Below are 23,172 nucleotides of genomic sequence, written 5' to 3'. Positions count from 1 at the left end.
TCAAATTATATTGTAAATGAGAACAATCATTGCAACCCTGGTCCTTTTTGTAGTCGCCACATGCACGGGCACCCGGCTGATGGCACAGGCAGATCCTCACTTTTCGCAGTATTACGTATACCCGTCGTGGTTAAACCCTGCGCTGACAGGCGTATTTGACGGAGACTACCGGATTGCGGCCATTTATCGCACCCAGTGGGGTAACATCAGTCCGTTTAAAACGTATGGCGTCAGCGGGGAAATACCTACCAGCCGTAATATCAACATTGGCGCCAGTGTGTTAAATCAAACTGCCGGCGATGGCGGTTACAACTATACCACCGCCTATGTAAGTGCAGCCTATACCGGGGTAAAACTGGATGCGGCCCACTACCATCAGCTGAACTTTGGATTGCAGCTCGGCCTGATACAACGCAGGTTCGACCCCTCCAAACTAACCTATGGAGAGCAATGGAATCCGGTAACCGGTTATAACCCCGGCAACCCGGTATCCGATGCGCTTACACGCACCTCCGCCGCCTCCTTTGATGCCGGCGCCGGCGCCTTGTACTATGACGCTACCCCGGGGAAAAAATTCAATATCTATGGTGGCTTCTCCGTCATGCATCTCACCAAACCACAGGACCAGTTCAGTGCAAAAGGTGATGCCCGCTTCCCGATGCGTTTCAATGTTCACGGTGGCGTAAAACTAACCCTGTCGGATATACTGAGTATTACTCCTAACTTCCTTTTTATGCAGCAGGGACCTGCCCAGGAAAAAATGATCGGCGCTTATGGCCAGCTGAATGCCGCTCCCGGAACTGATTTCCTGCTTGGACTAAACTACCGGTATAAAGATGCCATCACCACACATGCGGGATTCATTTATAAAAACATGATGCTGGGCGCCAGCTATGATATCAATACATCCGACCTCAGCAAAATGGCGCGCGGCTCCAACAGTTTTGAAATATCGTTGACGTTCATCGGCCGCAGGTCGGTAAGAACACCTGATGTGGAATTCGTTTGTCCAAGATTGTAATCAACTTTAAAGCAACAGTATCCCATGAAAAAAATATTCTTTACCTCGGCAGTGCTGTTATCGGCTATGGCATCGTACGCGCAGTTTACGTATAACTACCTGAAAGCAGCCGATCAATACTACAGTAAAGCCGATTACAATTCAGCTGCCACCTATTACGAAAAGTACCTCGGCTCCCGGAATAAAACCGTGAAACCGGATACCTATAAGCCCTATGCAGCGGTATCCGTCACTAAAAATAAAACAGTAAAGGTAAGCAGCGAGCAACAGGCCGTTTACAAACTGGCAGAGAGCTACCGCAACCTGCATAATTATGGTAAAGCTGCACCACATTACGAATCAGTAATGGAACTGGACAAGACCAGTTTTCCGCTGGCGGCTTATTATTACGCAGTATCCCTGCGGGCGTTGGCTAAATATGATGAAGCCACCCAGGCGTTCCGCAATTTCCTTCACGACCATAGCACCAACGATAAATTCACTGAGGCCGCAAAAAGAGAATTGCAAAACCTGGAATTTATCACTACGCAGTTACATAAAAAAGACCTGTCGGAGTACAGCGTAATAAAAGCGCCACCGGCGCTGAATACCACCGGCGCCAGCTATGCCCCGTTGTGGAGCAATACCAGCAGCCTGGTTTTCACCTCTACCAGGCCGGATAGTTCTTTCCAGAAAAATCATACCTATATCAATCGCCTCTATACGGCCGATTACAACGCCGGACAGGTATCCAATATCCGTTTGCTGCAGCTGGATCAGCCGGAAGGACTGCACCAGGGCGCCGCATGTCTATCACCCAACGGCCAGCTATTGTTGCTCACCCGCTGGCATATAGACCATGGCAAAAAAATATCCGCTATTTATATTGCCCGCAAAAACGGGGACCACTGGAACGATCCGGTACCCATGGATGCGATGATAAACACCGCAGGTAATAATACCCAGCAACCGTATCTGCTGGGAGATGGAAAAACATTGTTGTACGCCAGTGACAGGCCCGACGGATACGGCGGTTTTGACCTGTGGTATGCTACGCTGGATGAAAATGGCAAGCCATTGCAAACAGGCAACCTGGGTGAAGTTATCAACACGACGGGTAATGAGCAGGCGCCGTTTTACCACGCAGCTACCGGCACCCTGATCTTCTCGGCAGATAACCGGATCGGTATGGGCGGATATGATTTCTTCTCCAGCAAAGGAAATGTTGGTAACTGGAAATCCCCTGTAAATATGGGGTACCCGGTGAATTCGGTGAAGGATGATATCTATTTCACCAGCAGGAGCAACAACAAAAATCTATTGGATGAAGTACTCCTGGGTACAGACCGTGCCGCAGAATGCTGCCTGGAATTATTTTTTGTACACAAGAACAGGCCTTTAAAACAACTCAGTGGAACGGTGGTGTCGTGCGACAACCAGACTCCGTTGGCCGGAGCTGCCGTCAATATCATAGATACCATCAGCAATAAAGTGGTATTTACCCGGCAAACCGGGGCGGATGGCAGTTACGCCTTTAGCATCCCTGAATTTCTGCCGCTGAAAGCGGTTGCCAACGCAGAAGGATATACGACAAATTCGCAACAGGTAACCCTGCCGGCTAATGATGACACCACCACTATGACCATACCGGTATTATGCCTGGTGAAGATCATTACGCCGGAAGCACCGGTAGTGCTGGAAAATGTGTATTACGATTTCAACAAGGCCACCTTACAGGAAGCCTCCTATGCTTCGTTAGATAAACTGGTCGATCTCCTCAGCGCCAATCCCGGAATGCACATAGAACTGAGTGCACATACCGATAGTAAAGGTGCTGCAAAACTAAACCAGCGCCTGTCTGAAGCCCGCGCCAAGAGCTGTGTGGATTACCTGGTGAGCAAAGGTATTGACCGGGAACGACTCACTTATATAGGTTATGGCGCTACCCAACCGGTAGCACCGAATACACTGGAAGATGGCAGCGACAACCCGGAAGGAAGACAGAAAAACAGGAGAACTGCTTTTACCATTATTAAAAAGTAACAGCCCGGCTGTTTCACCTAAAATTACTGATCCATGAAAAACATTGTGCTCACAGGATGGTTTGCGCTGCTGCTGCATTTTGCACAGGCGCAGCAACAACCACATTATACGCAGTATATCATGAATCCATTTATTCTCAATCCGGCGCTGGCAGGCATTGAAAATTACTGGGATCTGCGTTTAAGTCACCGGCATCAGTGGGTAGGTATGAAAGGCTCGCCGGTAACGAGTTACCTCACCCTGCAGGGACCTTTGCGTAAATCGGACTACAGCACCGCCTCTCCTACCGGGTTCGACCCCGAAGGCAACAATCCCCGGGGAAAGGCATACTGGCAGGACTATACCACGCCGGCTCCGCATCCCGGTGTGGGGATCACTGTCCTGAACGACAGAACCGGGCCGCTGAACCGGTTTTCCGTAACAGGCGCCTACGCGCATCATATCAACCTTTCTCCCAGGACCAGCGTGAGCGCCGGTATCGGGATAGGGATGCAGCAGGTAAGTCTCGACGCCAGCAAAATAACCTTCTTTGATCCTTCCGATCCTGTGCTTGGCAGTAGTTCCGGTGTATTAAACAAATGGAAACCAGAGGTCAATGCAGGACTATGGCTTTACTCCGCCGATTATTTCGCCGGCTTGTCAGTGCAGAATATTATTCCGCAGCAAATAGGGTTCGATAACGGAAAGGTAGTAGGTGATTCTGTTTACAGCGGTAAACTGGTGCCACACCTGTTCTTTACAACGGGCTACCGGTTATGGATAAACGACGATCTCAATGTGATGCCCTCAGTAATGCTAAAAATGATTACTGCCATGCCGCTGAGCATAGATATCAACGCCCGTTTTATGTACCGCGACCGGCTCTGGCTGGGAGCCTCTTACCGGCTGCATGACGGGGTGGCAGCCATGTTTGGCGTCAACATCAGCTCGCAGTTCAACATCGGTTACGCTTACGACTATACGGCATCTTCCTTAAACACCGTTACTAAAGGTACGCATGAAATCATGATCGGATTTCTGCTGGGCAACAAGTACGGCGACACCTGCCCGCGGAACGTATGGTAACAACATTCATTCTTTTATTTTTTCATTCATCAATAAAAAAAACAAACAATTGTCATTATGAAACAGGTTACACGCTTTATGCCCTATGCATTCATCACTGCTGTTGTACTATTTTTTGCGGCCTGCTCCAAAGATGGGGCACAGGGACCCGCTGGCCCTGCCGGACCGGCCGGACCTGCAGGTATTCCCGGCTCCACCGGGCCTAAAGGCGATTCAGGTGCTGCAGGCAGCGCCAATGTGATCTACTCCGCCTGGCAGGACGTTAAGTTTGCACCCGTGGATACCATCCGCAATCAGGATGGCAGTATTAATACCATCCTGTTCGGCTATACACTTACCGCCACTAAACTTACTGCCCCGTTATTAGCTAATGCATCTATCAACGTATACATCAACCTGGGTACTGCCGCTACTTCCTTCGTACAGCCATTACCATATGTCGATGAATATGGCTACCTCGTGAGATTTGTAGCTTCTGCCGGTAAAATTGACCTGATTGCCAACGCACCTATCAGTACCACCGCTACCGACAAACGTTACCAGTACCGGTATGTGATTATTCCAGGTGGCGTAAACGCCAGATCAGCCGCGGGTATTGACTGGAACGATTACAGCCAGGTAAAAAAATATTTAAATCTTAAGGACTAGGTTGGCTAATACAACCACCAGTATATACAGGGCTGCCTTTTTGAAGGCGGCCCCATTTCAAAATCCATTGACAACATTATACGAAACCAGCATGAACCTATATAGTAACCTTACAGACCAGGAGTTAATCCGCCTGTATATTTCAGGAAACAACCCGGCGTTTACCACATTGGTACACCGCCACAAAAGCAGGATCTTCACCACCATTGTACTATTGGTGAGAGACCGTAACCTGGCAGAAGATATTTTCCAGGAAGTATTTATAAAAATTGTAAACGCGCTACAATCCGGCCACTATGTGGATAACAGCCGCTTCCTCGCCTGGGCAGTCAGAATCGCCCACAACGCGTGCATCAGTCATTTCAGAAAAGCACATACCTGGCCACAGGTAGTTGTTAGCTACAACGACGAGCTGGGCGATAGCATGGAACTATCAGAGCATAGCCAGGAACAGCGGATGATCAAAGCAGAGATCACCGAAGAAATCAACGTCATGCTGGATCGGCTGCCTGACCAGCAACGCGAGGCACTGATACTTCGTTACTATGCCGATCTGAGTTATAAAGAAATAGCACATACCGTGGGCATCAGCATCAATACTGCTTTGGGAAGGGTACGCTATGCATTAATGAATTTAAGGAAACAGGCAGGCGTTGAAAGTTTAGTATCCGCATAAATACAATAAAGGCATACGTCCGGGCCCGTTACTTTATCATTAAACTGGCCCCGACATATCCATTTCCCTGAAAATGATACTCAGGTAAATAAACAATCTTGACATAAACAATAAACAATCTTACCTCTCCTGAAAACAAATTGTTCTCCTTAAAAAAAATCTTGCGGAAATAAATCTTTCTTAGAAAAAATATCTATCTTAGATATGCAGCCCGTGTAACCCGACCCTGTGTAACCCGGTAAAAGAAATAGTACCCAAAAGACGAAATCGACGAGCCATTTGGAACTGATGCCAAAATACTATTCCGAACCCCTGCAATCAATTTTACAGGACTGAAATAATAAGCAATGAAAAAATCTGACAATTCAGTGAACGCATAATCATTAAACTATGACCTGTAGAGACACTATTTACTGCTGTAACAACAGCATGTAACGAAGCCCGCTTTGGCCTGCTCAGCGCCAATAACATTATAAGCACGTTGATGAGCAGGAATAAAAGAAGTCCTGTAATTTCTTAAATCCTTTACGTTTATGTTCAGCCAGTCAACAAATTAACTGATCCGTCGAAGGTGATGTTCGCCTCTTCTGTTTAACGCTTTATATACCTGCCCAACAGGCAGATTAGAAGCATATTTTCTTCTATTGGAAACAATTGTATGTCACATGCCACCAGTTCCAGATAGATAAGATATTTCTTTGCGTCACATTTTTACCGTTGGAGTAAACGCCACCGGAACAGCGGGTTATTGTCTGCAAAATATATAAGACAAAGTCTTTTTTTCTTTTCTTAATCATTAAAAACTTCACGTATGTTGAAACAAAAAAATGCCCTGAAAAAAATCAGCGTAGCAACTGCTGTAACTGCAATGTCAGTAGGTTTGATTACCTCTTTTTCTTTTGAATCACAAGCTATTGCTACTACCGCCAAAAAACCGGGTGCAATCGTAATCGGCGTTCCGCCCGCATGCGACTGTACAGCACCAGCCAGCACTTGCTACTGCATCAGCTAATGATGATGAAGGAATGCTTCCCCGGTCAGGGAAGCATTCCTCATTTTCACCACTCCCCTGATTCGCCATTAAAAATATAGCTTAAAATGAATGGGACCCTGCGCACAAAATCATTTCTCATATTAACCGTCATCAGCCTCTTTGCATTCTGCAAAGGCGGATGGGATACAGAGCAACATACTGTCAATGGCGCTACAATTGATAGAAAATCGACGCTTAATATAGTAGACTCATTTGTATTAAAAGACAAAGTGAGCGGCTTTAATGAATATATCCCCGTTGCATTGTCAGATAATAAAGAACAGTTATTAATTATGCCGGCACGTGGCGCTAAAACAGTGATTGTTTATGACATGATTTCCCGGTCAATCTCAAACAAAATTGACTTTGGCCAATACCTGAACCCGCTGGATAGTAAGGAAGGTATGTATAATGTGGCGCTGTTTCACGGAAACATCTATGCCACCTATCGGAATGAAATACTGGTGTATAACATCCAAAGCCAAAAACTGATCAACCGGTTCCTCTGCGGTAAAATATCCGGTGCCTATTCTGCTTATAATAAAATGGGAATAGTTTATACAGACGGCGGTGACACAGCTATGTTATCGCAGCTTTTTTCAAAAGATAAACCGAAATACAACTCGGAAACAGATGCTGTGGCAGAGCTATCTCCCATATCCCTGTATTTATTCAGGGATAAGAAATATGCCACCTGCAAACTGCCCGATATTTCCTCATTCTCGCATAAAAATATGGGGCAATCTTCCGTATTCTTCGATTACAACAAGGAAAAAAATGCAGGTGTAATGGCCGTTTCACCAGATACCCTTCTTTACTTTTTTTCCTTGAAAAACCACGCTATTTCAAAGGATTCCGTCTGGAGCCTCAGACATCTTTTTAATACTACCATCAGTGGCCTGGAGCGTAGTAATAAAGCAAAAGATATTATAGCATTAACCAGTCAGAACCCGCAAATAACAGGCATGCAAATGACCAGCAATGGCATCTTCGTTTCCTATGCACAGGGGCTGGATTCAGCACAGTACAATAAGTTGTATGACTATACAGTAAGTACGGCGGAAAGGGGCAAACTATTTGCGCAATACCGCAAATGCTACCTGATGGTCATCGGTAATGATATGAGCTGTCGCGGATCACTTCCGTTACAGGAAGAAATAGAAGGTATCTCACTACCCCTGGACGATACCAAATTCATTTGTAAACCCAAGGCCTCCGCATACTTCAACCAGGATTCCATAAAATTCTATATCGCACAATATGAAAGATAAAATACTCTTCGCCGTCTCAGTTATTATGCTTTTAGCCAGCTTCGGATACTTCTTCCATAAGAAATCCGTAAGCGAAAAGCTCAAAGCAGCGTCATTTAACCCGGTTATCTTTTTTTCAAAAGAATATAACCTGGGCACAGTAAAGAGCGATTCTTTATATCCTGTAAACTTTAATTTCAAAGGTGATGACCGGATGCAAACTTCCCAGACAATCAATTTTGAACCATCCTGCGGTTGTACATTATTGACGGGCAATAAATCAAAATTACTGAAAAGAAATGTGGCAGATACATTAAAGGTTATCCTGAACACCCAGGGTAAAAAGGGAGCATTCCTGGTTGAAATAGCGGTGAGGGATACCAGTTCCAATATAATAGAGAACCTGAAAATTGTCGGAAATGCGATGTAGCCTGTTGATAATTTTCCTGATGTTGATCTGCCAGGTCCATTTTGGACAGGTAGCGATAAAGGGAAGAGTTGTTGACAATATGGGAAAACCTGTTGCAGGCTGTAATATTTGTGTCTCCACCATGGGAAATGATACCCTCTGGAATTGCCATATCACTGATTCAGCGGGATATTACAGCTTTCGTATCAACGCCGGCAAAGAAGGTCATGTTACCCTAAAGGTAACCCATTTTTCAGCTGAAGTATATGTAAAAACGATGGCCATTCCTGCAAACGAAAATATAGAAGACATTGTTTTGAACCCGAAATCTACCTTACTGAATACGGTTACCGTAAATGCAGTCACCCAATCCAGTATCCGGCAGGCGGGCGACCTCACTGAATTTATACCCGGCAAAGCCATGTTGGCTCCGCAGCTAAAGGCAGCCAGCATTATCCGTTCTATACCGGAGGTATATGTGATGGAAAACGATATCTCCGTAAGAGGCAACGCTATCCGCCATCTTTATCTGCACGCCTCCGATACTTCTGCAGGTATTTTAATAGATAACGCAAAATTATTGCGGTTGCCGGCAAAAGATATCAGGCGGGTAACGGTTCAGTACAACGCCGCTGAAATGCACATATTTCTCAAACCCAACAACTCACCTGGTTACAGTATTGCTGCTGATGGAAGTATTACTGTCGGAAAAATGGTGTTTGGCGCCATCACTCCTTCTTTTAAATTGCAAAGCAGCCACTCCAGCTTACAGATTTACACGGAAGCTGGTACCGACAACCGGAAACCTTATACTGAAGGTAGTTTCAACTCAAACCGGCAGGGCGTTTCCGAGCGATTCGACAACAAGTCTGCATATAAATCTAAAAAACAGTACGCCGGATCTTACGCACTATTTGAAACATCGCTTTCCCCCACCACTACGGCCGGCATACAACAGGAACTAAAAATGGAACGTAGCAGCAATTCCGGTGAATCAACCTCCTCTGCTGCGCATGAGCTGATCAATAGCGGCTCCTGCGATAAAAACCGGTTGTTCCTGATTACGCATAATCTTTATCTGTCCAAATCATTGGACTCCGGCAAACTGAATATGGATGTAAATGGCGGACTCACCGCCACCAACAACACACTGAATAACAACAACAATTATACCTTCAATACGGTCTCCGGCAACCAGCTGACAAACCAGGATAATAATGCGCGCTTCTATTTTGGTAAAATAGAAATAACCAGCAGCAGGAAAAAAAACTGGTTAATAAAATTCAGGACAGCATACAACCGCCTTTCTAATCCGGTAGGCACACAATACCGCTATCATCTGCCAGGTAGTGCCAATACCGATTCTTCCTTTGTGAATAACATCGTCCAGTCACAATTCAGAAGCTACCTGTCAGGAACAAATACTTTCAGGAAGGGAAATATGCTGACCTATTCCATTGAAGTGGTGGGTTATCACTATAACAATAAAGACGCGGGTGCAGATCGTCAAAATACCTTCAGGGCTACCAGCCTGTTGCCGGCCATCACATACGCTATTGCAACAAAAAATAATCATTACCTGACATTCTTCTATAACAAAACCTTCCGTACCCCTTATGCCGGCTCATTTGCGTTTGCCGGCGATTCAAAGGACGGCCTGTCCGATAAAGTCAGTAACGCATCCATAATGCCCTATTCCACACACCAGGTCGGGGCTTCCTTCCCAGTTTTAAAAAATATAACAACTACACTATACTGGAGCTATACAGAAAATAAGATCATGCACTACTCCCTGTTTGATGCCGGCTTAAATTTTGTTGGCGACCGTCTTATTAACCTGAAAACAGCTAACGAATTTGTACTGAGTGGATCTTACAATAAATCTTTTGGCGAAAATATCTATGCTGCTATCAATGCAATCATGCAATTCCAGCACTGGAACAACAACGATCGCCTGTACCCCTTCGATATTTCCTTCCTATCCGGTTTTGTTAATACCGGTGTTTACTATACAAATACAAAAGGAATGGCAATAAGCGCCGAATTCTATTTTATCAGCGGTCAAAAGCTAACTGATGTCGTTTCCCTCCGGCCATACGGACAGCTGGATATGGGCTTTTCCATGCCCGTTCGGAAAAATTTCAGCTTGTTTCTCAACTGGAGTGATGTGCTGTATACTAACAAATTTTCTCTCAAATCAACAAATACTCTTTTCAAATCTTACGCTGTCAATGATATGATGAATATCCGTGCAGGTATATCTTTTAATTTTGACAGGAAGTATGCCGACAGAAAAGTAAAAGGAAAGTCGGCCGTTGAAGATGCCCGGAAATTCATTATCAATAAAAATTAAAACAACGACAAACCAGCCACCTGGTTCGCATTAGATCCATTCTCCAGCTTAAATATTATGCACCATGAAAATTGATATTGACGTAGACCGCTCCTGCCGCCATCGCTTTATTAACTACCTTATTCTGAATACAAGTTTCAGTGATACCATTGGTTTGTTGAATGGTAAGTCAGCCGCCATATTGTATTTATACCTGAACAGGTCAAAGTTTGAAGCTGACTGGATTGACCATATTGCCTATACCCACCTCGAGGAAATGCTGCTGCAAACCAGCGTATTTACACCGCTTACCTTCGGCAACGGCCTTTCTGGAATGGGCGTTATGCTGGAGTTCCTGGCTTCATCCGGGTACCTGCAGGAGAATGTATCGGACCTTCTCGAAGAGGTAGAACCTAAATTATTGGGGCTGGTATATGGAGGCACATTAAAACAGGCTGGTATCGCCGAAGGACTGAGTGGTTTAGGGCTTTATTTCCTTCACAGGATCCGTTCTTCTTCACCCTCTTCACCACTGATGATGCTAAAATACAAAGAAGCGGTAATTGCATGCGTAGAACAGATCTGGATCTTATACCAGGGCGGACATATACCGGTAACGAATACCAGTTTTTTTACCGGGTTACCTGGCATTCTCTGCTTTCTCTGTAACGTTACTGCAGAAAATATCTATGAGCCGGAAACAGCCTCGCTGCTAATCCGCTTCGCCAATATTTTAATGGATAAGCTGGTGGGAAGCGGCAACCTGTTGCCAGATGCAACCGGCTATCTTGTGCTTTCCGAAATTGCAGGCCTGCCTGGTGATCTCATCAACAGCGAAACATTCCTACTGCATCTCGATACCTGGTTTAACAAATTTGAAGCCGCAAACTTCGAAACAGTAGATATTGCCGCTCCGCTCCAAATGTTGTTTGCAAAAAAACTGGCGGTACGGTATAAAAGAGCTGCATCGGTCACACAAAGCGACAAACTTTTCCAACAGCTATATTCAAACCTGGGTAAGCGGTCAATGAAAGAAATATTCCCATTTGACCGCAGCGTAAATGCGGTCCGCACCGGTCTGGAGAATGGCGTTCCCTCGCTGGCCTTGCCGCTACACAGCATTGAATCGGGCGACTATTCCTGGCTATCAATTTTTGGTATTAACAACTGATATTTTCTATATGAACAATACCCTTACAGATCTGCAGGATGTTGCCTTTCTTATTCCCATTCGTATAGACAGTGCCAGCAGGTTGGAAAACCTGGCATACATTGTAAGTTACCTGCAATCATATTTTTCCACTGCTATTTACATATGCGAAAATGACCAGGTATCTAAGCTGAGTAAGGACATCACTACAGCATGTAATTGCGTTTTCCAGTATAACACGGATAAACTCTTTGCCCGTACCGCCATCAACAACCAGCTGATAAACCTATCCACAGCCCCAATTTGCGTGCTGTACGATGCTGACGTGATTATTCCCCCGGAGCAATTGCTTTCCGCTATTAACCATATCAGGTCCGGTACCGTACATTTCTCTTTACCATACGATGGCACCTTCACCGATCTGGATATATACAGCAAACGATTACTTCTCCGACATAGGAATATTAGCTTACTAAAAGAGGGTAACAGCTATTATCATATTAATACCCGTAATTCTGTAGGTGGTTGCTTTGTTTTCCGCAAGTCAACCTATCTCAAATGCGGTCTTGAAAATGAACATATCAGGGGCTGGGGCCATGATGATGCGGAAAGGATTAAAAGAATCAGGAAACTGGGATACCAGGTACATCGTGCTGATGGCCGGCTCTATCATTTATGGCATGAAAGAGCTGAAAATTCCTGGTTCCTGGACGACACGCATGAATTAAACAGTTATACCCAGTATTTAAGAATATGTGGCATGACCAAAGCACAGCTCGAGAAGGAAATAGCAGGATGGTCATGGATTACCGGATTAAACCAGCTTAAACAACAACCATATGTCATTTAGCATACATGAAACCGGGTTCTGGGAAAGTACCGACCAGGAAGGACACTGTTTTGACCATCGCCTGTGTGACGCTGTTGCCGACCTGCTAAAACAGCAGCAGTGTAATACGATCATCGATCTGGGATGCGGTCCGGGCTATTACGTAAAGGAGCTTAGGCAACAAAATTTCAATGTTACCGGGTATGACGGCAACCCTAATACCCCGGCTATTTCTATGAAAATACTGAATGACGGTACCGCCTGTTCGGTACTGGACCTTGCAAGACCGGTTCGCTTTGAAACGCCTGCCGACTGTGTTCTCTGCCTGGAAGTAGGCGAACATATCCCCGAAGCATTCGAAACAGTATTCATAGAAAACCTTACCAGTAACGCATCCGGATTGATTATCCTCAGTTGGGCGGTAGAAGGACAGGATGGCGACGGGCACGTAAACTGCCGCAATAATTCATATGTCATCAATCGAATGAAAACTTATGGATTTAAAGAGAATATCCGGAGCAAAAATAAACTGAGGCTGAGCGCCTACTATCAGTGGTTCTGCAATTCCCTGATGGTATTTGAAAGAAGTGATCTGTAAATAAAAACGTACTAAAACCAGCATCGATGAATAAAAAAATAAACCTGGTCCTTTTTTATTGTGACAGAATGCAGGGGTTTTTCGGAATTGGTACCCATATGTTCGAACTCCTGAACTACTTGAAACTGAGTCCGGACATCAGCATAACAATTGTTTTTACCGAAACCGAAAAATACAGCGAATGTACAGTTGTGCAGCAGGACGGGGTTGAAATGATCTATATTCCCTGTCCGGAAAACGGGTTATTCCTCGCCAACGAACATACCAAAATTAACCGGTCACTGGCACAAAGAATTATCCAGCTATCTTACCCATATTTAAGAAATAAGGAAAATATGGTATGTTGGTTCAATTCCCTGGGCGAGTTGCAGCTACTTCATCATATCAGGGATTACTACCCCTGTAAGGTGATGTATGTTCATCATGGCTGGCTATGGAAGGATTACAGGAATGTAGCAGATGATATTTTTGCAAATGAATGGAAAAACGGTAATATCAATTTTTCAAGAGAAGCATTCAGCATCACTCTCGATCAACTTGAGCTTGTCAATTGCTCCGATAAAACCATTACTGTAACCCATCATGCGCAAAACTTTTTTAGCCGGCATCTCGAGGTGCCGCCGGATAAACTGATCACCATTTACAATGGTATAAAAATGCCTGAGTTAACAGGTATCGACAAAGAGGCCACCAGGCGGGAATTAGGTATTGGCCCACACGAGAAAATCATACTTTACTCAGGAAGAGTGGCGCCCAATAAAGGCGTTATACCATTGGTAGCAGCATTTAAAAAGCTGCTGGCAAAACATCCTGACGCCAGGTTAGTAATGGCAGGCACTGGTACACTGGGCGAGGTAATAAAAGCAGCTATGCCATATTGGTCAAAAGTAACATTAACCGATTACCTGACCAGGGATTGGGTAATGAAATGGTATGCCATAGCCGATATCGGGGTGTTACCATCTCTTATGGAGCAATGTAGTTTCACCGCTATTGAAATGAGATCTTGGCAGGTACCGTTAATAGTCAGTGGTGTAGATGGACTGGATGAAATGTTTGATGACCGGGTAGATTGCTTAAAGGTACCCATCCGGTATAATGAAAAAGGCAGCCGGTACCTGGATCCGGGAGATATATACCTGGCCATGGATCTTCTGTTAAGCGATAAGCGTTTGGCATTGCAGCTCGCTGAAACAGGCTACCGCAGAGCGAAAGAGACTTTCTGTCTTGAGCAGATGGGGAACGCCTACCTGGGCCTGATTCATGAAATCGTAGAACAGGAAGAACCGGTGGAAGCATAATTAACCGGACCGGATACATGTCCGGGCCGGTTATTTTTATAAAGACACAACTCGCTCCCTTATCACTGATGACTCGTTGGGTGCGACCATACCAGGCCCGTTTGCCCCTTGATCATTTTTGCACCGTCGCGCGTCAGCCGCAGGTAGAAATCGGCCGATACCGCTACCCCGTCGGCATCGAGCGATAGGAGATATTGATTAGTCGGTTTCATCGAAGCATTTTCCGCCGCCTTGGCAATGGCGGTAGCTTCATCATATTCATCAAACATCCCTACATACACACTGGGCACGCCTGCATTGCGGATGTTGGCAAACTGCTGCCACATAAAGTCACCATGCAAACGTGGTATCTGGTTAGGAGCGCCACCCTTCCAGTTGGACCAGGCAAAACCCGGGAAGGCTTCCGCCTGGTAATCGATATTATGTGCATTGCAATAGGCAAAATCGGCTGCTACCACGCTGGCGTAATTGTTGGCGCCTGCAATATTGGAAAAAGTGCCGGTAGCCCAGGGCATTATCATGTTACAGGCATCAAAAGCCGGGAGGTTAGCGGTTTGCCCACGCCAGTCCCTCGGCCCGCCTACTATTACATAACACCCCTGGCTTTTAAAGTAATTAATCACATCCAGCCACGAGGTTACATTACCCGGGCGGCCACTTACGCCCGGTCCCCAGATACAGATCACCGGCTTACCGTTTTGTTTGGCATAAGCGGGGGAACTGGTCAGGTGCAGCGTGTTTACGATCACGTTAGTCCAGTCAGTTTTTATTTCTGCCTGGAAATTTGTCCATCCGGAGATGTCATACATCACGTAAAATTTCCTGTTGTAAGCTTGCGCTGCATCTCTTACCCTTTGCGCAATACCATCTTTTTGTGCATCACTTTTTCCAAAGCGCTGCATGGCGGCGCAGTCAATACCATACTCCTGCATCCAGCGGAAATGCGTATTAACGGTTTGCCGGGTCCAGGAAGAAAACAATTTCGCTGGCTGCCCGTTCCCAAGGTTCGCATAGCCGGTAGCAAAAGTAGTGGTGTACTCCCGCGTATCCGGCCAGAGCTCAAAGGTTTGATAGCCGGGAGATGGCGCATTGCCACCGGGACTGCTGCCCCAGTGTACCCAGCTGTTACGCGGCGAGCTATCATTTTTGCAGGCAAACCATCCCTGGTAGCCTACCACCAGCTTGCCTACCACATCGCCAACAGGCGATACCGGGAAGGCGGCCAGGCTGGCCTGGTGAACAGACGCAGGCCTAGCCGTATCCGGTTCCTGTGTCATCTTTTTTGTACAACTCACTGACAGGAGTAGTAACAGCGCTAAACAATTCATAGACGTTAAATTTCGAAAAGAGGATGTTTTCATAACTACGTGGGTTGAGATTTGGTGAAAAAGAAATGTGATATCGCACAATGTAACTGCACCTTAGTTTAGGTATGGCGCCAGGATTGGTTTTATCAGGTTAGCCGCCTTAATATTTCCGGCCACGCTGGGGTGCAACCCATCCGTATAGTCGGCAGTGCTAAGCCAGCCGCTGGTGTTGATGTAGTGCAGTTTGTTATCGCCCGCAGCGATCCTCGCATTAACGGCAGCCGCAGTAGGCACGGTTTTCACGCCAATAAAAGTTCTCAGCACAAAGATCTCGGCCTGTGGAAATTTAGTACGCACATTAGCCAGGAAAGAGATATAGGCACTTTGGAACTGTGCATCCGGCACCTGTTTGTTATTATCATTTGTACCGAGATTGATTACAACGATCCTGGGCGTGTACCGTGTAAAGTCCCAGCCGGGAGAATTGGTGTAAGAAGAGTTCTGCAATTTAAAATACTGGACCTCCATACTGCCCTGCGTGGCATATCCACTTACCAGTGTAATACCCGGATAGGCAATCTGGGTATGCTCCGTACCAAGCAGTTCGGAACATACCCACGGATAACCGGAAACATTGGCCTGCGCATCTGTATAACCGGCGGTGATAGAATCCCCTATCCACTCAATCAACCGGCCGGATGCCGCAGGCACACTGGTAGTGGCGCCGGGATCAAGTACAAACCCCTGGAAGCCGAACAGGTAATTATAATCCTTCCCTTGCGCCACACTTATCGTATGCATACCCGGCGATAAGGCCACAGACGTTAAATTAATGGTACCGCTGGCATTCAGATAACTCACCCAGGGACCGTTGTCAATTTTTGCAAAATAGTTGGTGGCGTTACCCACCCTGATCTTTACCGTAGTACCGGTAAATTTCATCCGGACATAAGCGCCTCCCCAGTAACTTTTATACTGGCTGGAATTGCTAAAATCCCAGCGGCCAAAATACCGGAGATTAGGATCTCCCGGTGCACCGGGAGTAACGGCAAGGGCTATATTAACTTTTGCCTTACCATCGCCGGGCTCCGCAGAAGATTCCGCTGGTAAATACGATTTGCTGCAGCTACCCGATACACAGGCAACTGCCAATAGTACAAACAAATAGATCTTTCTTTTCATATACGTGGGATGTTGATGACGGATAACGGGTGTTTTCAGGATGCTCAGCAATAGTAGTCATACAAAGAAAAGCGGACCAGGTTAACAAACGACTTAATAAATGCATTAACGGGACTGTTAACGTTACTTTTTTTAAAAAAAACTATCCATTAATCGTTCTAATCATGTAAAATAAAAAAACCGTCTCAACATTCATATTGAGACGGCTTCTTTCTGCGACTATTAGTACTGTACCCGCAACAGTCTACAACGATTTTCTCCTGATAAGCACCGTGGGCAGCACTTCCTGGATCTTCTCCCGGTTCAGTACAAAAACAGCGGCTTTTTCCGCCATCAGCTTAAAATCGGTGGAATAGGTGGTAATACCATTACAGATAATTTCCTTTACTACATCATCATTGTGAGACAGGATACCCACATCTTTCCCCAACGTCAGTTTCTTTCCCACACAATCTTTCAGGATAGCCCACAACTCCGTATTATTGATAGTATAATATACTTTTCCTTTCGCAACAGTGCCGGGTACATATTCTGTTTTAATCACACCGTTGATCTTATTGTCCTTGATAAAGCGTTTAAACGCTTTCAGTATTTCAATCGGCGTATCGGTAGACGGCCGGTAATAAAAGATCATTTCATCAAACTTCCGGATCGTATCTTTTAAGGTAGTAAATGCTTTATAGGACGATTCCCCGAACTCCTGTACAATGTAGGAGTAGTCAGCATTCATGGGCTCGTAGCGGTCAATCATCAGGAACTTATCCATAGGTAGTACCTTCAGGATTTCCGCCGTTTTAGGATGCGGAATAGGCGCTACCACGTACATGCCGTAACGGCCTTTCACCGTTGTAACGATACTCTCAAAAACCTCGATGTTATTATGATGAAAAAATACGTCCAGCTGTATATTCTCTCCCAGGTTGGCCCGGAACGTTTTATAGAACGTTTCCTGGAAGGTATCAAATGCAAACAACAGCAATGCCACCTTCAGTTGCTGCCCGGTATCATCGCTGCTTACAAAAAATCCTTTCCGGTTACGCGATACCACGATACCTCTTTCCACCAGCTCCTTGTAGCCTTTGGCAATTGTTTCCCTTGCAAATCCAAGTTCACCGATCAGGTTATTAACGGAAGGCAAGGCATCCCCTTTTGACAGCAATTTTGAATTGATGGCATTGATAATCCCATGAACGAATTGCTCATGCTTGGATAAACCTGGGATTCCTTCCAGCTCGTGGATCTGTTCGTATACGTCCTGCATGTATGGAAAATTGCCGGCGCTCCCGCAGGAGCGCCTTCTTTTTTTAAGGTTAATGATTGTTCACTGTAAACTCACCGGGTCTGTACTACGCTATCCTACTAAGCTATTATCTTTTTTCTATACTTACAAATTTTTACAGGGAATAGTGTGCTTCCGGCAGCGACTGCAATTTCTTTGCAGCCCACTCCGGTGTGATATCGCGCTGCGGACTGGCCAGTAATTCATAGCCTACCATAAATTTTTTTACGGAAGCTGAACGCAGCAATGGAGGATAGAAATGCATATGCCAGTGCCATTCCGGATGCGCGCCATCGTTTACCGGCGCCTGGTGCATACCGGCAGAATAAGGGAAAGACGTTTCAAAAAGATTATCATATTTGATGGTCAATCTTTTTAAAATATCTGCCAGCGCCATATGCTCCGCTTCGGTAAAATGGGTCATATCCGGTACATGCCGCTTGCTGACGATCATGGTTTCGAAAGGCCATACTGCCCAGAAAGGTACCAGCGCCACAAAATGCTCATTTTCGCAAACAATCCTCTCCTGCTTTTCCAGTTCCAGTGTCACATAGCTTTCCAGCAGGCTTTTGCCGGTAGCATCATAATATTTTTTCTGGTGAGATGTTTCCTTAATCAGTTCTGCGGGTATATCACTCGTTGCCCAGATCTGTCCGTGCGGATGGGGATTACTGCATCCCATGATGTCGCCTTTGTTTTCGAAAATCTGGATATACTTTATCGCCGGGTCGGCAGACAGTTGCCGGTATTCTTCCAGCCATAAGGTAATCACCTTGCGGATATCTGCTGTGTCCAGTAAAGGAAGTGTCAGATCGTGGCGGGGTGAAAAACAAATAACGCGGCAGGTACCTTTTACACCACGGGCATGTAATAAGTTGTCGGTTAATACTTCACCTGCCGGTGTATCGGCCATGAGTGCGCCAAAGTCGTTGGTAAAAGCAAAAGGAGCTTTGTAGTCAGGATTCACATCCCCTCCCATACGGCTGTTGCCCGGGCAGAGGTAGCAAGCGGCATCATAAGCAGGCAGCGGTTCTTTATTTACTTTCTCTACTTTTCCCTGCCATGGCCGTTTGGTACGATGTGGCGATACCAGCACCCATTCACCGGTTAAGATATTCAAACGTTGATGGGGATGTTCTTCCAACTGAAAATTATTCATAGATATATGATTAGGATACTTCTTTAAACTCCACGACTACACTGGTTCTTTTCAGATTCAGCTGCGGGTTAAACCCGATATTCATTAAAAACTCCCCGGTAAATATGGCATCCTCCGCAATGGTGGAGGCTTCGCCCGGATAAAGGTTGATTTCTTTCAAGCGGTATTTCTTTACGGGATCTAATCCTTTCATACGAATAGGCAACGGACTGCCCTGTCCGTACCGGTAATTTACCAGGTAGCTAAATAGTACTCCCTTTGCTCTCTTTTCATCCAGGTACATGACAGCTGCTATGCTCCCCCGGTTTGGATCTGCCAGGCGAAATTGGTCACCATGCCAGATCACATCTTTCAAAATATTATAGTTGTCGATCACCTCCCGGCAAAAAGCCCGGTCTTTCTCTTTTAAATCTTTTACTACAATATCAAAACCCAGTTTGCCCATCATTGCTACGTCTACCCTGAACTTAATAGGCTGTTTACCCCAGTCAGTAACATGATTAGCGCTCGCAATGGCGGGATAAAAGTAAGAATTTTCCCATTGGATGTAGATTCTTTCCAGCGGATCGGTATTATCGCTGGGCCAGTATTCGGTAAAATATTGCAGCGCCCCATAGTCCACACGACCGCCGCCACCGGAACAAAGCATCATGGACACTGCCGGGTATTTGGCCCGTACTCTTGCCAGCACATTATACAGGCCTCTTACATATGCTACGTACAACTGCGACTGCTGCTGCTTTTGGTAGGCAGACCAGGCATTATAGATCACCGCATTGCAATCCCATTTGATATAGGACAACTTCGGCGCTTTGATAAAAAGGGAGTCCACGATCCGGAAAACAAAATCCTGCACTTTCGGATTACTGAGGTCCAGCACCAGCTGGTGACGGAAATAATGTTCCGGTCGTTCCGGTAATCTTAGTACCCAATCCGGATGTTGGATGTTCAGCTCACTTTGCGGGCTTACCATTTCCGGCTCTATCCAGATACCGAATTTCACCCCGTTTTGCTGCGCCATACTATCCAGTGCACCAATACCATGAGGGAGCTTTTTGCGGTTCTCCTGCCAGTCGCCCAACCCTGCATGGTCACTGTTGCGTGGATATTTATTACCAAACCATCCGTCGTCGAGCAAGAACAGGTCTACGCCCAGGTCTTTCGTATCCTTTAGCAAACCTTTCAATGCCGTTTCATCAAAGTCAAAATAAGTGGCTTCCCAGTTATTCAATAGGGTGAGCCGTTCTCCTTTGCCATCCCGCAGTTTATAATCCCTCGCCCATCTTTGCAGTTTACGGCTGGCATCTCCTTTCCCTTTGTCAGAAAAAGTATACAGGAAAGGCGGGGTTTCAAAAGCTGTATTTGGTGTTAAAATATAGGGAGATGCATAATTATTGATACCCGCTATAATACGCAGGTTATCCAGGTTGTCGAGTTCAAGATCTACCCGGAAATTACCACTCCACTCAACGGCGCCGTATAACACGCGGCCTTCATCTTCCGTAGCCGGCTGATCGAGCGATACCATAAACACCGCCGGCTGGAACAGGTTGGCGCGGGTGCCCAGTTTGGAATCAAGGGTTTTAATACCATGCGTCAGCTGCGATTCCTCGGGTTGCATTTCTTTGGCCCAATCGCCATGATACTGTTTCAGCCAATAGCGGGAGGCCTTCAGGTATAAATTGGCAGATGCAAATTTCTGCAGCGTTACATTGCCTTTTTCCATGTGCCGGATCACGGACCATTGTTCCACTACGTCAGTTGCTTTATATACTTTATAATGCAGTGTTACTTCAAACGGGTATACAGGATCCTTCAACAGGATGCTGATCTCTTCCACATCCGCTCCCTGCGCCGTTACCTGGTGGCTAACATAGCGCAGATCGAGTCCATTGTTACCATCGGTATGGGTCACTGCAATAGCAGGTTCAAAAAGGGTTTTGGTACCTGCAGTGGAATAGGCCGCATTGGATACTTCAGAATAATCTTCTGTTTGCTGATAAGCTGCCGGCACCTTCCGGTACTCTTCACTGGTGGATAACTTTGCGCCCAAGTAGATAACAGACAATTGTCCTTTGGCATCTGCCTGCAGCACAAGCGCCTGGTGTTTTGATTCCACAGGAATAATCAACGGCCTGGAATCCTGTGCGGCAGCGTATCGGCAGCAACCCATCACAAATAACCAGGTGGCATATTTCAAACGGATGAATGATATCATGAAAAAAAATTTAAAACAATAACGGGTCTCAATACCCCGCATTCTGACGAAGTTTTCTGCCGGATGCGTTGATTTCCGATTGCGGAATCGGCACCCAATAGTTTTTGTTATTGGTACCATCAAACTTACGGTTGGCTAACGCAATGACCCTGTTGTATACAATAGTACCATTGGCCTGTTTGGCAGGCAATATGCCATACCCGGGCACATTTTCCGTAACAGCAGCTATCTTCCACCTGCGCACATCAAAATACCGGTGTTCTTCAAAGGCCAGCTCAATACGACGCTCGTTGCGGATACGGCTGGTCATACTGTCTTTCGAAAGCCCCGCCGGCAACTGCGGCATTCCGGCTCTTGCGCGGATATCGTTCACCGCTTTGTACACCGACTGATCAGGTCCTGCGGCTTCATTCTGCGCCTCTGCGTAGTTCAGCAGCACTTCTGCATACCGCAGATATTTCCAGGGCTGATAAGCCGTTTGGTTAGGGTTTTCAACCGGGTTGCCTTCATTGATATATTTTCTTACATAGTAACCGGTAGGACTGGTATTCCAGTTTCCGTTACCGTCTTTGCTGTCTTTACCACCAGGCAGAAAAGTTTCCACCGTACGGGTTCTGTAAGGGGCGCCGTTATATAATATACTGGCATAAAAACGCGGATCCCTGTTCTGATAAGGGTTAGCTTTTTCCACTGGATTATTCCAATCGAAGCGGGAACCGTCTTTCATTTCATAATCGTCTACCAGGTTTTGTATGGGTGTATTACCACCCCAGCCACCATAGCCATTGGGGCCGTTTACCAGCTCCAGGTTGGTGTGTTCGTTGGTAGGAGAATATACACGTTCAAAAATATCTTCCGTAGTTCCACTGATGGTGAATAACGTTTTATAATCATTAAACAGTGAAAACTTGTGCAGGTCCATTACTGCTTTGGCAGCAGCAGCGGCGGCAGCCCATTTGGCAGTAGTACCGGCGTTATTGGTGTATAAAGGGCTTGCTGCATATAACAGCAACCGCGCTTTCAGCGCCAGCGCTGCTTCATAGGAACCGCGGCCGGTCGGGTAGCTTTTATTTTGCATCAGGGCAGCGGCGTTATCCAGTTCGCTGATGGCATATTGAATACATTCCTGTACCGGTTTACGCACATACAGGGAATCGAAGTTGGTATCTTCCAGGTTGTATACGCGGTCGCCCACAATAGGCACATCACCAAAATTACGGATCAGGTCCTGGTAGCGGTAGGCGCGTATAAAATGTAACTCACCCCTGAGCCGGTCTTTTCCATAGTTGCTCATCGGTACTTTGTCGATGTTGGCCAGCGCATAGTTAACTTCCCGGATGCTGCGGTAGCTCCTGATCCAGGTATCGCTCATCCAGCCTGTTCTGTCGGGTGTAAGGGCGCCTTGTTGTACAAACCAGGTATTATTATCCCATACCACCATCGATTCGTCTGTTACAGAGCTCATCCAGGCATCTTCAAAGGCCCTTCCAAAGCCCGGCTTGCCGCCGTCGTTGTTACCGCCCACACCGATATATCTCCCGGTAACGTAGGCTTCAGCCAGTGAGGAATCGCCCCATACCGCCGCGTCGGTGATGATACTGGTAGGCGTGGTATCCAGGAAATCTTTTTTACATGCTCCCAGCGCTGCAAGGCCCGCTGCTGCCAGGATCAGTGAAATATGTTTTGTCTTCAT

Annotated in this window: 19 protein-coding genes; 13 read left to right on the top strand and 6 right to left on the bottom strand. The window is 46.1% G+C overall.

The window, feature by feature from the left end:
- Positions 1-16: 16 nt before the first annotated feature.
- From KE626_RS23245 to KE626_RS23185, 13 genes are all read left to right on the top strand, one after another.
- Positions 17-1,021: a PorP/SprF family type IX secretion system membrane protein gene (locus KE626_RS23245; protein WP_211975396.1), complete on the top strand. Its 1,005-nt coding sequence runs from the start codon at positions 17-19 to the stop codon at positions 1,019-1,021.
- Between the two features lie 24 nt (positions 1,022-1,045).
- On the top strand, positions 1,046-3,043 hold the full coding sequence (locus KE626_RS23240; protein ID WP_211975395.1) for an OmpA family protein: 1,998 nt from the start codon (positions 1,046-1,048) through the stop codon (positions 3,041-3,043).
- Between the two features lie 33 nt (positions 3,044-3,076).
- Positions 3,077-4,108, top strand: coding sequence for a PorP/SprF family type IX secretion system membrane protein (locus tag KE626_RS23235; protein WP_211975394.1), 1,032 nt, complete (start codon positions 3,077-3,079; stop codon positions 4,106-4,108).
- A gap of 57 nt (positions 4,109-4,165) precedes the next feature.
- Entirely contained in the window at positions 4,166-4,756 is a 591-nt protein-coding gene (locus KE626_RS23230) for a hypothetical protein (RefSeq protein WP_211975393.1), read from the top strand.
- Positions 4,757-4,847: 91 nt separating this feature from the next.
- Positions 4,848-5,432: an RNA polymerase sigma factor gene (locus KE626_RS23225; protein ID WP_211975392.1), complete on the top strand. Its 585-nt coding sequence runs from the start codon at positions 4,848-4,850 to the stop codon at positions 5,430-5,432.
- 811 nt (positions 5,433-6,243) lie between these two features.
- Positions 6,244-6,444 (top strand): hypothetical protein, encoded by a 201-nt coding sequence (locus tag KE626_RS23220; RefSeq protein ID WP_211975391.1) that lies wholly within the window; start codon positions 6,244-6,246, stop codon positions 6,442-6,444.
- Between the two features lie 86 nt (positions 6,445-6,530).
- Complete coding sequence (locus tag KE626_RS23215; protein ID WP_211975390.1) at positions 6,531-7,736, top strand: hypothetical protein; 1,206 nt, start codon at positions 6,531-6,533, stop codon at positions 7,734-7,736.
- Entirely contained in the window at positions 7,726-8,145 is a 420-nt protein-coding gene (locus KE626_RS23210) for a DUF1573 domain-containing protein (RefSeq protein ID WP_211975389.1), read from the top strand. Before KE626_RS23215 ends, KE626_RS23210 begins: the two co-directional genes overlap by 11 nt.
- Complete coding sequence (locus tag KE626_RS23205) at positions 8,135-10,477, top strand: carboxypeptidase-like regulatory domain-containing protein (protein ID WP_211975388.1); 2,343 nt, start codon at positions 8,135-8,137, stop codon at positions 10,475-10,477. The genes KE626_RS23210 and KE626_RS23205 overlap by 11 nt, the downstream gene beginning before the upstream one ends.
- 64 nt (positions 10,478-10,541) lie before the next feature.
- The gene (locus KE626_RS23200; protein ID WP_211975387.1) at positions 10,542-11,627 is read left to right on the top strand and encodes a glycoside hydrolase family protein; all 1,086 of its coding nucleotides are present in this window, start codon (positions 10,542-10,544) and stop codon (positions 11,625-11,627) included.
- 10 nt (positions 11,628-11,637) lie between these two features.
- Complete coding sequence (locus KE626_RS23195) at positions 11,638-12,456, top strand: galactosyltransferase-related protein (protein ID WP_211975386.1); 819 nt, start codon at positions 11,638-11,640, stop codon at positions 12,454-12,456.
- On the top strand, positions 12,446-13,033 hold the full coding sequence (locus KE626_RS23190; RefSeq protein WP_211975385.1) for a class I SAM-dependent methyltransferase: 588 nt from the start codon (positions 12,446-12,448) through the stop codon (positions 13,031-13,033). Before KE626_RS23195 ends, KE626_RS23190 begins: the two co-directional genes overlap by 11 nt.
- A 26-nt stretch (positions 13,034-13,059) precedes the next feature.
- Positions 13,060-14,334: a glycosyltransferase gene (locus KE626_RS23185; protein ID WP_211975384.1), complete on the top strand. Its 1,275-nt coding sequence runs from the start codon at positions 13,060-13,062 to the stop codon at positions 14,332-14,334.
- A gap of 62 nt (positions 14,335-14,396) precedes the next feature.
- Here the strand turns inward: KE626_RS23185 and KE626_RS23180 are convergent, their stop codons facing one another.
- From KE626_RS23180 to KE626_RS23155, 6 genes are all read right to left on the bottom strand, one after another.
- Positions 14,397-15,662: a glycoside hydrolase family 99 protein gene (locus tag KE626_RS23180; protein ID WP_249207644.1), complete on the bottom strand. Its 1,266-nt coding sequence runs from the start codon at positions 15,660-15,662 to the stop codon at positions 14,397-14,399.
- Positions 15,663-15,755: 93 nt separating this feature from the next.
- A complete protein-coding gene (locus tag KE626_RS23175) occupies positions 15,756-16,823 on the bottom strand; it encodes an SGNH/GDSL hydrolase family protein (RefSeq protein ID WP_211975382.1) in 1,068 nt (355 codons plus the stop codon).
- 244 nt (positions 16,824-17,067) lie between these two features.
- A complete protein-coding gene (locus KE626_RS23170; RefSeq protein ID WP_211975381.1) occupies positions 17,068-18,084 on the bottom strand; it encodes a GntR family transcriptional regulator in 1,017 nt (338 codons plus the stop codon).
- A 133-nt stretch (positions 18,085-18,217) separates the two neighbouring features.
- Complete coding sequence (locus KE626_RS23165; protein ID WP_249207643.1) at positions 18,218-19,261, bottom strand: UDP-glucose--hexose-1-phosphate uridylyltransferase; 1,044 nt, start codon at positions 19,259-19,261, stop codon at positions 18,218-18,220.
- 10 nt (positions 19,262-19,271) lie between these two features.
- Positions 19,272-21,479 (bottom strand): alpha-galactosidase, encoded by a 2,208-nt coding sequence (locus KE626_RS23160; RefSeq protein WP_249207642.1) that lies wholly within the window; start codon positions 21,477-21,479, stop codon positions 19,272-19,274.
- A gap of 28 nt (positions 21,480-21,507) precedes the next feature.
- Complete coding sequence (locus KE626_RS23155; RefSeq protein ID WP_211975380.1) at positions 21,508-23,172, bottom strand: RagB/SusD family nutrient uptake outer membrane protein; 1,665 nt, start codon at positions 23,170-23,172, stop codon at positions 21,508-21,510.

It is taken from the genome of Chitinophaga hostae (genome assembly GCF_018224885.1).
In the GTDB taxonomy this organism is placed as follows: Bacteria; Bacteroidota; Bacteroidia; order Chitinophagales; family Chitinophagaceae; genus Chitinophaga; species Chitinophaga hostae.
The sequence above is the reverse complement of the archived record's forward strand: the minus strand, read 5'-3'. Positions and strand labels throughout refer to the sequence as shown.

Bases quoted from the DNA above. Each gene is read 5' to 3' on its own strand.
- KE626_RS23245 (WP_211975396.1), top strand. From the start codon at position 17: ATGAGAACAATCATTGCAACCCTGGTCCTTTTTGTAGTCGCCACATGC.
- KE626_RS23240 (WP_211975395.1), top strand. From the start codon at position 1,046: ATGAAAAAAATATTCTTTACCTCGGCAGTGCTGTTATCGGCTATGGCA.
- KE626_RS23235 (WP_211975394.1), top strand. From the start codon at position 3,077: ATGAAAAACATTGTGCTCACAGGATGGTTTGCGCTGCTGCTGCATTTT.
- KE626_RS23230 (WP_211975393.1), top strand. From the start codon at position 4,166: ATGAAACAGGTTACACGCTTTATGCCCTATGCATTCATCACTGCTGTT.
- KE626_RS23225 (WP_211975392.1), top strand. From the start codon at position 4,848: ATGAACCTATATAGTAACCTTACAGACCAGGAGTTAATCCGCCTGTAT.
- KE626_RS23220 (WP_211975391.1), top strand. From the start codon at position 6,244: ATGTTGAAACAAAAAAATGCCCTGAAAAAAATCAGCGTAGCAACTGCT.
- KE626_RS23215 (WP_211975390.1), top strand. From the start codon at position 6,531: ATGAATGGGACCCTGCGCACAAAATCATTTCTCATATTAACCGTCATC.
- KE626_RS23210 (WP_211975389.1), top strand. From the start codon at position 7,726: ATGAAAGATAAAATACTCTTCGCCGTCTCAGTTATTATGCTTTTAGCC.
- KE626_RS23205 (WP_211975388.1), top strand. From the start codon at position 8,135: ATGCGATGTAGCCTGTTGATAATTTTCCTGATGTTGATCTGCCAGGTC.
- KE626_RS23200 (WP_211975387.1), top strand. From the start codon at position 10,542: ATGAAAATTGATATTGACGTAGACCGCTCCTGCCGCCATCGCTTTATT.
- KE626_RS23195 (WP_211975386.1), top strand. From the start codon at position 11,638: ATGAACAATACCCTTACAGATCTGCAGGATGTTGCCTTTCTTATTCCC.
- KE626_RS23190 (WP_211975385.1), top strand. From the start codon at position 12,446: ATGTCATTTAGCATACATGAAACCGGGTTCTGGGAAAGTACCGACCAG.
- KE626_RS23185 (WP_211975384.1), top strand. From the start codon at position 13,060: ATGAATAAAAAAATAAACCTGGTCCTTTTTTATTGTGACAGAATGCAG.
- KE626_RS23180 (WP_249207644.1), bottom strand. From the start codon at position 15,662: ATGAATTGTTTAGCGCTGTTACTACTCCTGTCAGTGAGTTGTACAAAA.
- KE626_RS23175 (WP_211975382.1), bottom strand. From the start codon at position 16,823: ATGAAAAGAAAGATCTATTTGTTTGTACTATTGGCAGTTGCCTGTGTA.
- KE626_RS23170 (WP_211975381.1), bottom strand. From the start codon at position 18,084: ATGCAGGACGTATACGAACAGATCCACGAGCTGGAAGGAATCCCAGGT.
- KE626_RS23165 (WP_249207643.1), bottom strand. From the start codon at position 19,261: ATGAATAATTTTCAGTTGGAAGAACATCCCCATCAACGTTTGAATATC.
- KE626_RS23160 (WP_249207642.1), bottom strand. From the start codon at position 21,479: ATGATATCATTCATCCGTTTGAAATATGCCACCTGGTTATTTGTGATG.
- KE626_RS23155 (WP_211975380.1), bottom strand. From the start codon at position 23,172: ATGAAGACAAAACATATTTCACTGATCCTGGCAGCAGCGGGCCTTGCA.